Source organism: Streptomyces sp. NPDC001980 (assembly GCF_040296885.1).
In the GTDB taxonomy this organism is placed as follows: Bacteria; Actinomycetota; Actinomycetes; order Streptomycetales; family Streptomycetaceae; genus Streptomyces.
In genome coordinates this window covers 232,808-246,763 of sequence record NZ_JBEOYD010000006.1, presented here as the reverse complement: position 1 = coordinate 246,763, position 13,956 = coordinate 232,808, and the positions used below count along the sequence as shown (strand labels likewise).

10 protein-coding genes are annotated in these 13,956 nt (G+C 70.9%); 3 read left to right on the top strand and 7 right to left on the bottom strand.

Annotation, left to right across the window (positions count from 1 at the left end):
* The first annotated feature begins 6 nt into the window (after positions 1–6).
* The 3 genes from ABT137_RS11915 to ABT137_RS11905 all read left to right on the top strand — a co-directional run bounded on the left by ABT137_RS11915 (position 7) and on the right by ABT137_RS11905 (position 3,970).
* Positions 7–2,490, top strand: coding sequence for an MFS transporter (locus tag ABT137_RS11915; RefSeq protein ID WP_502984505.1), 2,484 nt, complete (start codon positions 7–9; stop codon positions 2,488–2,490).
* 130 nt (positions 2,491–2,620) lie between these two features.
* The gene (locus ABT137_RS11910; protein ID WP_351706341.1) at positions 2,621–3,442 is read left to right on the top strand and encodes a YceI family protein; all 822 of its coding nucleotides are present in this window, start codon (positions 2,621–2,623) and stop codon (positions 3,440–3,442) included.
* Positions 3,443–3,496: 54 nt separating this feature from the next.
* Positions 3,497–3,970, top strand: a complete 474-nt coding sequence (locus tag ABT137_RS11905) for a PPOX class F420-dependent oxidoreductase (protein ID WP_351706338.1) — start codon at positions 3,497–3,499, stop codon at positions 3,968–3,970.
* A 218-nt stretch (positions 3,971–4,188) separates the two neighbouring features.
* Here ABT137_RS11905 and ABT137_RS11900 read toward each other — a convergent pair whose 3' ends face one another.
* From ABT137_RS11900 to ABT137_RS11870, 7 genes are all read right to left on the bottom strand, one after another.
* On the bottom strand, positions 4,189–4,923 hold the full coding sequence (locus tag ABT137_RS11900) for a TetR/AcrR family transcriptional regulator (protein WP_351706335.1): 735 nt from the start codon (positions 4,921–4,923) through the stop codon (positions 4,189–4,191).
* A gap of 162 nt (positions 4,924–5,085) precedes the next feature.
* Positions 5,086–6,468 carry an MFS transporter gene (locus ABT137_RS11895; RefSeq protein ID WP_351706332.1) on the bottom strand — a complete coding sequence of 461 codons (1,383 nt, stop codon included), beginning with the start codon at positions 6,466–6,468 and terminating at the stop codon, positions 5,086–5,088.
* 110 nt (positions 6,469–6,578) lie between these two features.
* Complete coding sequence (locus tag ABT137_RS11890) at positions 6,579–8,846, bottom strand: glycosyltransferase family 39 protein (RefSeq protein WP_351706329.1); 2,268 nt, start codon at positions 8,844–8,846, stop codon at positions 6,579–6,581.
* On the bottom strand, positions 8,843–10,336 hold the full coding sequence (locus ABT137_RS11885) for a bifunctional glycosyltransferase family 2/GtrA family protein (RefSeq protein WP_351706326.1): 1,494 nt from the start codon (positions 10,334–10,336) through the stop codon (positions 8,843–8,845). Before ABT137_RS11885 ends, ABT137_RS11890 begins: the two co-directional genes overlap by 4 nt.
* Positions 10,337–10,350: 14 nt before the next feature.
* Positions 10,351–12,039: a sensor histidine kinase gene (locus ABT137_RS11880; RefSeq protein WP_351706324.1), complete on the bottom strand. Its 1,689-nt coding sequence runs from the start codon at positions 12,037–12,039 to the stop codon at positions 10,351–10,353.
* Positions 12,036–12,776, bottom strand: a complete 741-nt coding sequence (locus tag ABT137_RS11875; RefSeq protein ID WP_150134013.1) for a response regulator transcription factor — start codon at positions 12,774–12,776, stop codon at positions 12,036–12,038. The genes ABT137_RS11880 and ABT137_RS11875 overlap by 4 nt, the downstream gene beginning before the upstream one ends.
* A 265-nt stretch (positions 12,777–13,041) precedes the next feature.
* Positions 13,042–13,914 (bottom strand): DUF2797 domain-containing protein, encoded by an 873-nt coding sequence (locus ABT137_RS11870; protein WP_351706322.1) that lies wholly within the window; start codon positions 13,912–13,914, stop codon positions 13,042–13,044.
* Positions 13,915–13,956: the final 42 nt, after the last annotated feature.

Genomic DNA, 13,956 nt, shown 5'->3' with positions numbered 1-13,956 from the left:
GCCCCGATGTCCCACCGGCAGATCATGGAGGCCATCTCCGGCCTGCTGCTCGGCATGTTCGTGGCGATCCTGTCGTCCACTATCGTCACCAACGCCCTGCCGCACATCATCGGCGACCTCGGCGGCGGCCAGTCCGCCTACACCTGGGTCGTCACCGCCTCGCTGCTGGCCATGACGGCCACCACCCCGCTGTGGGGCAAGCTCTCCGACCTGTACAGCAAGAAGGCGCTCGTCCAGATAGCCCTGGTCATATACGTCACGGGCTCCGTGATCGCCGGTCTGTCGCAGAACCCCGAGATGCTGATCGCCTGCCGTGTCGTCCAGGGCGTCGGCGTCGGCGGCCTTTCGGCGCTCGCCCAGATCGTCATGGCCGCGATGATCTCGCCGCGGGAGCGCGGCCGTTACTCCGGCTACCTGGGCGCGACCTTCGCCGTCGCCACCGTCGGCGGCCCGCTGCTCGGCGGTGTCATCACCGACACCTCGTGGCTGGGCTGGCGCTGGTGCTTCTACGTCGGCGTCCCGTTCGCCGTCATCGCGCTGATCGTGCTGCAGAAGACCCTGCACCTGCCGGTCGTGAAGCGGGACGTCAAGGTCGACTGGGCCGGCGCGTTCTTCGTCGCCGCCGCCGTGTCGCTGCTGCTGGTCTGGGTCACCTTCGCCGGTGACAAGTACGACTGGATGTCCTGGCAGACGTTCGCGATGGTCGGCGGTTCGATCGTCCTCGGTCTGATCTTCATCCTGGTCGAGTCGAAGGCCAAGGAACCGATCATCCCGCTGCGGCTGTTCCGCAACCGCACCATCACCCTGGCCTCCCTGGCCTCCCTGTTCGTCGGTGTCGCGATGTTCACCGGCACGGTGTTCTTCAGCCAGTACTTCCAGCTGGCCCGCGACAAGTCCCCGACGATGTCCGGTGTGCTGACGATCCCGATGATCGGCGGTCTGTTCGTCTCCTCCACCGTCTCGGGTCAGTTCATCACCCGCACCGGCCGCTGGAAGGCGTGGCTGGTCAGCGGTGGTGTGCTGGTGACGGCCGGTCTGGGCCTGCTCGGGACCATCCGGTACGACACGGCGTACTGGAAGATGTCGATCTTCATGGCGCTGATGGGTCTCGGCATCGGCATGATGATGCAGAACCTGGTGCTGTGCACGCAGAACCAGGTCTCCCCCGCCGACCTCGGCTCGGCCAGCTCCACGGTCACCTTCTTCCGGTCCCTCGGCGGTGCGGTCGGCGTCTCCGCGCTGGGCGCGGTGATGGCCAACCGGATCACGCACTACATCACGGACGGCATCGCCTCCCTCTCCCCCAAGTACCAGGCCGCGCTGGCCGGTTCCAGCTCGTCCACCGACAGCATCCCGGACCTGAGCAAGTACCCGAAGCCGCTGCGCACCCTCGTCGAGAGCGCCTACGGCCACGCCATCGCCGACGTCTTCATGATCGCCGGTGGCCTCGCGGCCCTCGCCTTCCTGATCAGCCTGTTCATCAAGGAGGTCCCGCTGCGGACCAAGGGCGGGCTCGCCCAGGCCGCCGAGGGCGAGAACGCGGGAAGCCCGGAGACCGTGCCCGCCGCCGTCGCCGCACCGGTCGCGACTCCCGTCGAGGAGCAGCAGGTCCCCAGCTGGGCCGCCCCGGTCGCGGGCAGCACCACGGAGGCCGCCGCCGCGCTGGAAGCCACCGATCAGTTCACCGCTGTGGCCACCATCGCCGCTCCCGCGCAGTCGGCCGGCTCCGGCTCCACCCCGGTGCACGGCTACGTGCGCGGTGCCGAGAGCGCCCCGGTCGCGCAGGCCGCGGTCACCCTGATCTCGCTGTCCGGCCGCCAGCTGGGCCGCTCGGTCGCGGGCTTCGACGGTTCCTACCGGCTGGACGCGCCCGGTGCGGGCTCGTACGTGCTGATCGCCTCCGCCGACGGCTACCAGCCGCAGGCCGCCACGGTCGTGGTGGGCGAGGAGCCGGTGCCCTACGACATTCTGCTGAGCGGCACCAGCGGCCTGAGCGGCGTCGTCCGCGGCGCCGGGAGCGCGCTCCCGGTCAAGGACGCGATGGTCATCGTCACCGACGTGCGCGGCGACCTGCTGGCCACCGCGGCCACCGGCGATCAGGGCGACTTCCGCTTCGGCGAACTGGTGCCGGGTGTCGTCACGGTCGCGGTGAACGCGGCCGGCTACCGGCCCCGCGCCCTGCCGGTCGAGATCGGCAGCACCGGGGTCACCCGGATCGAGGTCGACCTGGACGCCGGCGCCCAGCTCCAGGGTGTCGTACGGGCCCCGCACGGCCCGCTGGCCGACGCCCGCGTGACCCTCGTGGACGCGGCGGGCAACGTGGTCGGCACGTCCACCACCGGCCTGGACGGCGCGTACGCCTTCGCCGACCTGGACGGCGGTGACTACACCGTGATCGCGACGGGCTACCCGCCGGTCGCCACCGCCCTGAACGTCAACGGTGCCGGTGTCGACGGCCACGACATCGAACTCTCCCACCCGGGCGAGTAGTTCGCACTCCGGCCCGTGGCGGGCGCGCCCACAAGGAGGCGTCCGCCACGGGCCGGTCCCATAAGGCCAATTTGTAATCGTTTGACTGTCTGACCATATGAGCGTCTGAGTGTTCGCAGGGAGAAACGGGATGGGACTGACCGCGAGGATCCGCACCCGGGACGGATGGGCCGTGTCGCACGCGGTCGTCACGGTGACCGACATGACCGGCAGCCAGGTGCTGCGCGCCGAGGCCGACGACGAGGGCACGGTGCGCGACCCGAACCCCCTCGCGCCGGGGGCGTACACCGTCATCATCACGGCCCTGGGCTACGCGCCCGCCGCCTCCAGCGCCATCGTCACCGCGAGCGGCCGCGCCGAGATCGGCACGGTGACGCTGGCACGGCAGGGCGGCACCGAGCTGCCCCCGCCGGGCCCGTGGACGGTGGACCCCGCGCACTCCACCGTGGGCGCGGTCGCCCAGCACCTGGGCATCTCCAGCGTCCGCGGCCGTTTCACGGACTTCAGCGCGGGGATCGAGATCGCCCCGGACGACGTCACCAAGTCCCGCGTCCAGGCGGTCATCCGTGCCGCCTCCATCGACACCGGCAACGGCATGCGCGACACCCACCTGCGCTCCGCCGACTTCCTCGACGTCGAACGCCACCCCGAGATCATCTACACCTCGACCGGCCTGACGGCGGCCGGCTCCGACCGCTGGACGGTGCACGGCGAGCTCTCGCTGCACGGTGTCGTACGACCGGTCGACCTCGCCCTCGCCTACCTCGGCACCGGCGCCGACCCGTGGGGCGGCACGCGCGCCGCGTTCCGCGCGACGACCGAGCTGCACCGCGAGGACTTCGCCATGAACTACAACCAGGTGGTCCAGGCGGGCATCGCCGCCATCGGTACGACCCTCAAGATCGAGCTGGAGATCCAGGCGGTCCAGGGCGAGTCGCTGCCGCAGGCGTGAACATGAGCCCGGCAGGGACAGGCTGAGCGGGCCCCGCGGCCCTAGGCTGACGCCATGGCACCGAACATCGCGACGAACACCGCCGTCTCCCTCGACGAACTGCTGGACTTCGTACGACCCCGCCACCGCGCGATCCTGCTCACCCGACGCGCCGACGGCAGCCCGCAGGGGTCGCCGCTGACCTGCGGGGTCGACGACTCCGGACGCATCGTCGTCTCCACCTACCCCGAACGGGCCAAGACCCGGAACGCCAAGCGGGACGAGCGGGTGAGCCTGCTCGTCCTGAGCGACGACTGGAACGGGCCGTGGGTGCAGGTGGACGGACGCGCCGAGGTGATCGACTCCCCCGAGTCGGTGGAGCCGCTGGTGGAGTACTACCGGAACATCGCCGGAGAGCACCCGGACTGGGACGAGTACCGGGCGGCGATGGTGAAGCAGGGTAAGTCGATCATCCGGGTGACCCCGGAGAAGTGGGGGCCGGTGGCCACCGGGGGATTCCCGGCGCGGTTGGCTACGCCGGACGCGTAAGCGCAGTTCGCTTCGCAGGTCGGGCTACTCGGGGGCGACGGCGTCCGCCGCGGTGATCTCGGCAGCCGCTGCCGGTGTGCACAGAGCCCGGCGGACGGTGTCGCGGAGCCAGCGGTGGGCGCCGTCGTGGCTGGTCGCGCAGTTCCTCCCCCAGCGCCCCGTACGGGGCGCTGCCGAACCGCAGCGCCCGCAGCCGCAGCACCCTTCGCCGGACCCGCTTAGGTGCCCTTCGCCACCATCGCCTCGATGCCCGCGATCAGCAGATCCAGCGCGAACGTGAAGTCCCTGTCCAGCATCTCGGCGACGGTGTCGCCGCCCCTCGCCGCCATGAGGTCCCTGGACTCCTCGATGATCTGTGCCGTCGCCGGGGCCTCGGTCACCGCGTTCATCGCGGTGTTGAAGTACTCGTCCTGGGTCATGCCGGCCGCCGCCACGCGCTCGGCGAAGTGGCCCTCGATCGTGCCGTAGCCGTAGACGAACTGGAAGACGGCCGAGATCGCGCCGGTCACGCCGTGGGCGGGCAGGCCGGCGCGGCGGACCACCTGCTGGACCACCCGGGAGAAGGCGAGCGAGTGGGGGCCGATGTTGAGGTAGCGGCCGGCCAGCGGGGAGAGCCAGGGGTGGCGGACCAGCAGGGCGCGGTACTCCGTGGCGAGCGCCCGCAGTTGCTCCCGCCAGTCGCCGACGGCGGCATCGGGCAGGGTCAGCTCGCCGAAGGCCGCGTCCAGGGCGAGTTCGAGCAGGTCGTCCTTGGTGTCGACGTACCAGTACACGGACATGGCGGTCACGTTGAGCTCGGCCGCCAGCCGCCGCATGGAGAACTTGTCGAGGCCGTCGGCATCGAGGAGCCGGACGGTGACGGAGGTGATCCGGGCCCGGTCGAGCCCGGACGGCTGACCACTACGACCGCCCTTGCCGACCTTCTCCTCCAGCCACACACTGGCCCGCGCCATCACGACACCTTCCTCCACCATCACTTCTCAAGATGCTAAGGCTGCAGTGCGTCCCGCTTTTAGGGGCGCGGGGCTGTGTCCGATATGCGGCTCCGCCGCGTGGGCGCGACCAGCCACAATCCACCCGCACCCGCCGCTGGACAAGTACCCCCCCCCTCCCCCTCAGGCGACATTCTTCTCCGCCCTCCTGAGGAGCCCCGCCGCCACAAACCCTCCGGCCACCACCGCAGCCGCCCCCACCAACTGCCCCGCCCCCAACCCCGCCGACAACGACTTCCCCGACGCCACCCAGGAACTGAGCACCGCACCCAGCACGGCCACCCCCAACCCGTTCCCGAACTCCGCCAGCGTGCCGTTGATCCCGGCGCCCACCCCGGCCTTCTCCGGAGGAATCGCGCTCATGATGGCGTGCGCCATCGCCGGGTTGGCGAGCGCGCACCCCGCGCCGATCAGCAGCAACCCGAGCAGCGTGCCGCCGTAACCGCTCGCGTCCAGTACGGCGATGGACACCAGGCCCAGTGACATCAGCAGCATGCCGAGCGCGATCGCGACCGGCGTCCCCAGCCGCGTCGCCCACCTGGCCGACAGACCGCTGAAGTTGAGGGCGACGACCGTCAGCGCGAGCGGCGCCGTGCGCAGGCCGGCCTCCAACGGGCCGTACCCGAGAACGAGTTGCAGGTGCTGGGTGAGCAGGAACAGCGCGCCGCCCATGCCGAAGGTGATGAGGACCGCCCCGGCGACGGCACCCATGAAGCGGCGGTCCCGGAAGAAGTGCGGGTCGAGCATCGGGTACGGGATCCGGTTCTCCCAGTACGCGAAGAGGCTGAGCACCAGTACCGCCACGGCGGCCGTGCCCAGCACCCGCACCGACGTCCAGCCGTGCTCCGGGCCGGAGATGATCGCGAAGACCAGCGCGGCCATGCCGACCGTGGAGAGCAGCGCGCCGAGCAGGTCGGGGCGGTCGCCCTGGGGGCTCTTCGACTCGGGGACGAGGGCGATGACGGCCGCCAGGGCCAGCGCCGCCACCGGGAGGTTGATCAGGAAGATCGCGCCCCACCAGAAGTGGTTGAGCATGAACCCGCCGATCAGCGGTCCGGCGGCGAAACCCAGCGCGTTGACCGCGCTCCAGATGCCGATGGCCCTGGGCTGCTCGTCGGCGGTGAAGATCTGCATCGCCACGGCCAGGGTCGTCGTCAGCAGCAGCGCGCCGCCCACGCCCATGCCGGCCCGCGCCGCGACCAGCTGGCCCGTCGAGTTGGCCAGACCCGCGGCCAGCGAACCCGCGCCGAACAGGACCAGGCCCGCGATCAGCATCTTCTTGCGGCCGTAGCGGTCGGCCGCGCTGCCCGCGGTGAGCAGCAGGCCGGACTGGACGAGTGAGTACGCGTTGATCATCCACTGGATGTCGGCGGTGGCCGCGTGCAGCTCCCGGGTGAGGGAGGGGATGGCCACGTTGAGGACGGTGTTGTCGAGCAGCACGGTGAGCTGGGCGAGACAGATGACACCGAGGATCAGCCAGCGCTGGGGGTGGCCCTGAGAAGTCATGTTGTACACCGTAAGGCAGTTCCTATACGGCGTACAACGCAGTTTCCGGGGCACGGCAAAGGGCGGTGACCATGGAGGTCACCGCCCTTGCGCCGCTGTTCAGGAGTCCGTCAGCTGGTGCTCGCCTTCTGTGTGAGGTCGTAGAAGGTGGACGAACCCACCGTCACCTTCTTGAAGTTCTTCTCGACCCACGAGGTGATCTGCGAGGCCGTGCCGCTGCTGCTGCCGCCCATGCCGCCGCCTCCGGTGCCGGAGGAGATGAAGTAGTGGATCTTGCCGTCCGCCACGTACTTCTCGAACTGGGCCAGCGTCGGGGACGGGTCGGTGCCGTTGAAGCCGCCGATCGCCATCACCGCGTCACCGGTGGAGAGCTGGTAGCTCGCCGCGTTCTGGGCGCCGATGGCCGCCGCGACCCAGGTGTACTGGGAGGAGTTCTTCTGCAGCAGCGCCTTGGCCTCGGAGGTGACGGTCGCGCCGTTCAGCAGACCGCCGGCGCCACCGCCGCCGCCCATGCCGCCGCCCTCGCCCATCCGGCCACCGCCGGGGAAGCCGCCGGTGCCGTTCTGCGTGGTGCCGTTGCCGCCCTGCTGGTTCTGGCCCGGCATACCGCCGCCGAAGCCCCCGGTACCACCGGTGCCACCGCCCGGGAAGCCGCCGGTGCCGTTCTGACCCTGACCCTGACCCTGGCCCTGGCCCTGGCCCTGCGTGGTGCCGCCGCCCGTGGCGCCGCCGAAGCCGCCCCGGCCGCCGCCGGGACCGCCACCGCCGCCGAAGCCCATCATGCTGGCGCCCGCCGGACCGGCCGTCGGGATGGAGCCGGTGTGCGCGGAGTTCACCGTGCTGAGGGTGTACGCCGTCGGGCCCGCCAGCGCGGCCAGCAGGCCGACCGCGGCCGCGCCGAGGGCGAGCTGCCGCGAGATCCGGCCCGCGAAGACCAGGCCGAGCGCGGCGGCCAGACCGCCGATCAGGACCAGGTACTTCAGCCAGGGCAGGTAGGTGGAGGTGCGGTTGAGAAGGACGTAGCCCCAGACCGCGGCCGAGACCACCGCGGCGGCGAGGGTGATCGACGCCCACAGCTCGGCGCGCTTCTCCCACAGCAGTCCCGCGCCCATGCCGACCACGGCGGCGATGTAGGGGGCGAGGGCGACCGTGTAGTACTGGTGGAAGATGCCCGCCATGTAGCTGAACACGATCATGGTCATCAGCAGCGAGCCGCCCCAGACCAGGAACGAGGCCCGGGTCACCGAGGTCCGCTTCAGCTTGCGGGTCGCCACCAGACCGGCGACCAGGAGGATCAGCGCGGCCGGGATCAGCCAGGAGATCTGGCTGCCGATCTCGTCGTTGAACATCCGGTTCCAGCCGGTCGCGCCCCAGCGCCCGGTGCCGGTGCCGCCACCGCCGCCGACGCTGCCGGTCTCGTCGCCGCTGATGCGGCCGAGGCCGTTGTAGCCGAAGGTCAGCGACAGGAAGCTGTTGTCCTGCGAGCCGCCGATGTAGGGGCGGGAGGAGGCCGGCCACAGCTCGACGATCGCCACCCACCAGCCGCCGGCGACGACCAGCGCGACCGTCGCCAGGGCCAGTTGCCCGATCCGCTTCTTCCACGTGTGCGGGCCGACGGCCGCGTACACGAAGGCCAGCGCCGGCAGGATCAGAAACGCCTGGAGCGTCTTGGCGAGGAAGGCGAAGCCGATCGCCACGCCCGCCCACACCAGCCACTTCGTCTTGCCGTCCTCGACGGCACGGACGACGAAGTAGCAGGCCAGCGCCATCAGCAGGGCCAGCATGGCGTCCGGGTTGTTGAACCGGAACATCAGCGCCGCGACGGGGGTGAGCGCGAGCACGGCGCCCGCGATCAGGCCGGCCGCGGGGCTGAACCGGCGGCGCACGGAGGCGTAGACGACCGCGACCGTGCCGACGCCCATGAGGACCTCGGGGCCGAGGATCGTCCAGGAGTTCAGGCCGAAGATCCGGGCCGCGATCTCCATCGGCCACATGAACGCCGAGGGCTTGTCGACGGTGATCGCGTTGCCCGCGTCCAGCGAGCCGAAGAACATCGCCTTCCAGCTCTTGGTGCCGGCCTGGACGGCGGCCGAGTAGAAGGAGTTGGAGTAGCCGTTGACGCTCAGGTTGTAGAAGTACAGCACCGCGGTGGCGAGCAGCAGGCCGAAGAAGGCCGGGCGCACCCAGCGGGGGTCCTCGGGGCGGCCGCGCCACAGTCTCCGTACGAAGGGCTGCTTCGGCTCACCCGCCCCGGGGGCCGGTGCCGGTGCCGGTGCGGCGGCCTGGGCGTCGGGCGCGTGCTGCGGCTGCGGGGGAGCCGTGGGGGGCGCGGTCGGGGGCGGGCCCCACTGGGTCGTGTGGTCGGTGTTGGTACTCATCGGGGGTCCCCCGGCTCGGTGTCGTGGGGGCGCACCGGCTGCAGCTGCATGGTGCTGTCCCTCCAGGTGCCGTCCGCGGCTTCACCGGCGCGGAACTGAGTGGTCGTGGTGCCGTTCTGGGCGTACGGCGTCTGCGTCGGGCGCTGCGGGAGCGGGCCCTGGGGCTGGTACGGCTGGTATCCGCCGGTCGTGTACGTCGGGGACGACGGCGTGTGCTGGGCCACCACCGTCGACTCCGGCCGGCCGGTGCCGTCGCGGTCCGGGAAGACCCAGGCGCGGAAGAGCAGGAAGCGCAGCACGGTCGCCGCGAGGTTGGCGGCGATCAGCACCGCCAGCTCGGTGGAGTGCGCGGGGTCGCTGCTCGCCGCGTTCAGGGCGGCGAGGGAGCCACTGGTCAGCGCGAGGCCGATGCCGAAGACGACCAGGCCCTGCGCCTGGTGCCGGACCGCCCCGCCCCGGCCGCGCACCCCGAAGGTGAGGCGCCGGTTGGCGGCCGTGTTCGCCACCGCCGACACCAGCAGCGCCAGCGCGTTGGCGATCTGCGAACCGGAGAACTCCCGGAAGAGGCTGTAGAGGACCAGGTAGAAGAGGGTCGACAGACCGCCGACCACGCAGAACCCGACGAGCTGGCGGGCCAGGCCCTTCGGCACGTCCTGGATGTCACGGTCGCGCGGGTCGTCGCCGAACGGCCGGGCGACCCGGTCCAGCGGCAGCGAACCGGTGGCCAGGGCCTTGCCGACCCGCCACACGCCCTTGAGGTCCTCGGTCGCCGTCTTCACGATGTGCACGGTCGAGTTCGGGTCGTCGACCCAGTCGACCGGCACCTCGTGGATGCGCAGGCCCGCGCGCTCGGCGATCACCAGCATCTCGGTGTCGAAGAACCAGCCGGTGTCCTCGACCATCGGCAGCAGTACCTGTGCGACATCGCGGCGGATCGCCTTGAAGCCGCACTGCGCGTCCGAGAAGCGCGCCTGCAGCGAGCCGCGCAGGATCAGGTTGTACGAGCGGCTGATGAACTCCCGCTTGGCGCCGCGCACCACGCGCGACGAGCGGGCCAGCCGGGAACCGATCGCCAGGTCGGAGTGGCCGGAGATGAGCGGTGCCACCAGCGGCAGCAGCGCGTTCAGGTCGGTCGACAGGTCGACGTCCATGTACGCGAGGATCGGCGCGTCCGAGGCCGACCAGACGGTCCGCAGCGCACGGCCGCGGCCCTTCTGCTCCAGCCGGAACGACTTCACCTCGGCGATCTCCGCCTCAAGCTGCCTCGCCACCTGGGGGGTGGTGTCCGTGGACGCGTTGTCCGCGATGGTGATGCGGTACGCGTACGGGAAGGTGTGCTTGAGGTGCTCATGCAGTCTGAGGACGCATGGGCCGAGGTCCTTCTCCTCGTTGTAGACGGGGATCACTACGTCCAGGACAGGCGTTCCGGCGTTGCCGGCCGGGAGGTGCTCCCGCGCCGGCAGGGTGCCGGGAGAAGAGTCGGTTCGCATGGCATCGACTCTCGTCAAGCGCCCTGTTGCACCCATGTGGTGGCACTGTGCTGTGCCTGTGAGTGCGATTGCCAATTCGTTTCGGGGGAAGGCTGGGGAGCCGCCGGGGCAAGCGCGGGCAGATAGAGGGTGAACACCGTACGGCCGGGCACGCTGTCCACGGTGACGGCGCCGCCGTGTGCGGTCGCGACGGCCTGCACGATGGCGAGCCCGAGTCCGGTGGACCCCGTGGACCGCGACCGCGCGGAGTCACCGCGCGCGAACCGCTCGAAGACGTGCGGCAGCAGATCCGGCGGGATGCCCTGCCCGTTGTCCTCGACGTCCACGCACATCCACGGCCCGCGCCGCTCGATGCGGGCGGTGACGGTGGTCCCCGGCGGGGTGTGCTTGCGCGCGTTGCCGAGCAGGTTGATCAGCACCTGCTGGATACGGGCCGCGTCGGCGGCGACCAGCGCCGGCTCGTCGGGCAGGTCGAGGCGCCAGTTGTGGTCCATGCCGGCGGCACGCGTGTCGCTGATCGTGTCGACGACGAGCGGGATGAGGTCGGTGTGCTCGAACTGCAGCGGCCGCCCCGCGTCCAGCCGGGCGAGCAGCAGCAGGTCCTCGACGAGGAGGGTCATCCGCCCGGCCTCGGACTCGATACGGCCGAGGGCGTGCCGGGTGTCGGGCCCGACCTGCTCCCTGCCGCGCCGGGTCAGCTCGGCGTAGCCGCGGATGGAGGCGAGCGGGGTCCGCAACTCGTGACTGGCGTCGGCGACGAACTGCCGTACCCGCATCTCGCTCTGCTGGCGGGCGTGCAGGGCGCCGTGCACGTGGTTGAGCATCCGGTTGAGCGCGGAACCGACCTGGCCGACCTCGGTGTGCGGGTCGCACTCGGACTCCGGCACCCGCTCGCTGAGGTTCACCTCGCCGGTGTGCAGCGGGAGTTCGGAGACCCGGGTGGCGGTGGCGGCGACGCGACGCAGCGGGCGGGTGGCGACGCCGACGATGACGGTGCCGGCGAGGGTGGCGGCGATGAGGCCGGCGGCGGTGACGCTGATCTCGACGAGGATCAGCGTGCTGATGGTGTTGTCGGCGTCCGCGGTCGGAATACCGACGTAGTAGTAGCCCTTGTTCCCGTGCACGTAGGCGACCCGGTAGCTGCCCATGCCCGGGATGTCGACGGTGTACTTCTTGCCCTCCACCTGCGCGACCGAGCCGAGAACCTTGAGCTGAGCCTCCGTCAGGCTCTGCGCGTTCATCTGCGGGATGTTCAGGTCGTCGTTCGTCTTGTCACCGACCTTGGCGTCGGTGATCGAGCCGTTCTCGACGCTGGCGACGAGGGTGCCGGGGGGCTGTGGGCCCTTGGTGACGAACTGGCCCAGGTTGGTCGGCGTGGTGTCGGGCTTCTTCCTGGCGGCCGCGTCCGTGTCGGAGGAGCCGGAACTGCCGTCCGTGCCCTGCTGGCCGGGCAGCTTGCTGCCGTTCTTGATGGCGTCCGGCGGCTGGTCGCCGAACCCGCCGGCCGCTCGCGCGGACACCTCGTCGAGCTGGCCGTTGAGCTGGTCGTAGAGATGAGAGCGCAGCGCCAGCGTCGTCACCGTGCCGATCACCGCGCAGACCACGGCGATCAGCACCACGGACGCGACGACGAGCCGGGTCCGCAGGGTGCGCGGTTTTCCCGCTCGTAGCTTCTGCGTACGCGGCCGTCGTCGCCCGCTCATGACGCGGCTGGCTTGATCAGGTAGCCGGCGCCACGCCGGGTGTGGATCATCGGCTCCCGGCCGGCGTCGATCTTCCGTCGCAGGTACGAGATGTAGAGCTCGACCACGTTGGCCTGCCCGCCGAAGTCGTACGACCACACGCGGTCGAGTATCTGGGCCTTGCTGAGCACCCGCCGCGGGTTGCGCATCAGGAAGCGCAGCAGCTCGAACTCGGTGGCGGTGAGGTGGATCGACTCCCCGGCCCGCGAGACCTCGTGGCTGTCCTCGTCCAGGGTGAGGTCACCGACGACGAGCACGGAGTCGGAGCGCCGGTCGGCCGCACCGGAGCGGCGGATCAGCCCGCGCAGCCGGGCCACGACCTCTTCCAGGCTGAAGGGCTTGGTGACGTAGTCGTCGCCGCCGGCCGTGAGACCCGCGATCCGGTCCTCGACCGCGTCCTTCGCGGTCAGGAACAGCACCGGCACGTCCGGCAGTTCGCGCCGCAGGCGCCCCAGCACGGTGAGGCCGTCCATGTCGGGCAGCATCATGTCGAGAACGACGGCGTCGGGGCGGAACTCCCGGGCGGTCTGGATGGCGCCCTGGCCGTCGCCCGCACTCCTGATCTGCCAGCCCTCGTATCGGAGGGCCATGGAAAGGAGTTCGGTGATCGACAGCTCGTCGTCCACCACAAGCACTCGGACGGGGCTCCCGTCCGGCCTCAGCAGTTCGGTGCGCCCCTGGGGCGAGGTCGTGGTCATGGTGGACACCTTGTCGGGGTCCTCTGAGAACACGCTTTCACTAATCTGTGATTTCCCTAAGAAACACACAGGCGCCTCTCAGGGAACACCTGGGAATCCCATCACGCGTGCATGAACTCGTGACCGCGCTCGCGCCGGGCTGTGCGGATCATGTACGTCCGGGCCACGCCCCGGACCGTTGATGAAGCGCCGATGAGCCGCTGATGAGAGCGTACCCACGCGGAGCGGTTCCCGCACGGGGAGGGCTTCCGGGGGCTGCCGGCACTCAGAAGAGCCCGTCCTGGGGAGCCTCGAACTCCCTTACCGGCACCAGAAGTTGGCCTTCCTCCCCGACCCGGGCAGCGGTCAGTTCCCACCCGGGCAGCAAGCGCGTGTCAAGGACGACGACACCGCGCCGGGTGGCGAGATGCAGATCCGGCCCGGCCGCCGCGAGCAGCTCACCGCTCACCACGCCGCCCGGCACCAGCTGGGCCACCTCACCGACGGCGGCGGCCACCCCGTCCAGCCCGAACACCCCCATGTGATCGACGACTTGGCACGGCTCCGGGACGAGCGACTCGGGCCAGCCGCCGAGCGCGACAGCAAGCGCGTGCAGTCCCTCGATCTCGGCCGCCCGCTCGGCCCGGGCCGCCGGCAGCAGAGCCCGCACGACACGCTTGTCGCCGTACGGGATCCGGTCCGGCACCCGCAGCGCGGCCCGCAACAGCTCCTCGGCCCGCCGGGCGGCCATCAGCGGCCCGGCGCCCAGCCAGCTGAAGCACACGGCCCCCTGCTCCAGCAGCCGGGCCGACCCCCGCTCGACCGCCGTGATCCCCACCTTGACCATGCCGGGCCCGAACCACGCCAGATACACGTGGTACGGCCGGGGATCGTCGGCGACGGTGTCGGCGGCCACGGAGTGCGCCCGGTCCAGGCGCGCACACTCCTCGCACCGGGCTCCGGTACTCCGGCCGGAGACGGGGGTCCGGGTCGGACAGGCATGCCCACGCGCCCCCACACACTCCCGCACACCCCCTTCCGCGATCCCGAAGGCCACCCGCTTCCCCCGGGCGAGCGGACTGCACCGCCCGCCGCTCCACCACAGCACGGGTCCGTCGTCCGACCACCGCAGCCCCGAGCACTTCCACACCTGTGCCATCACTCGCGAGGGTAGACGGCGGCACTGACAACGGCCCGGGCA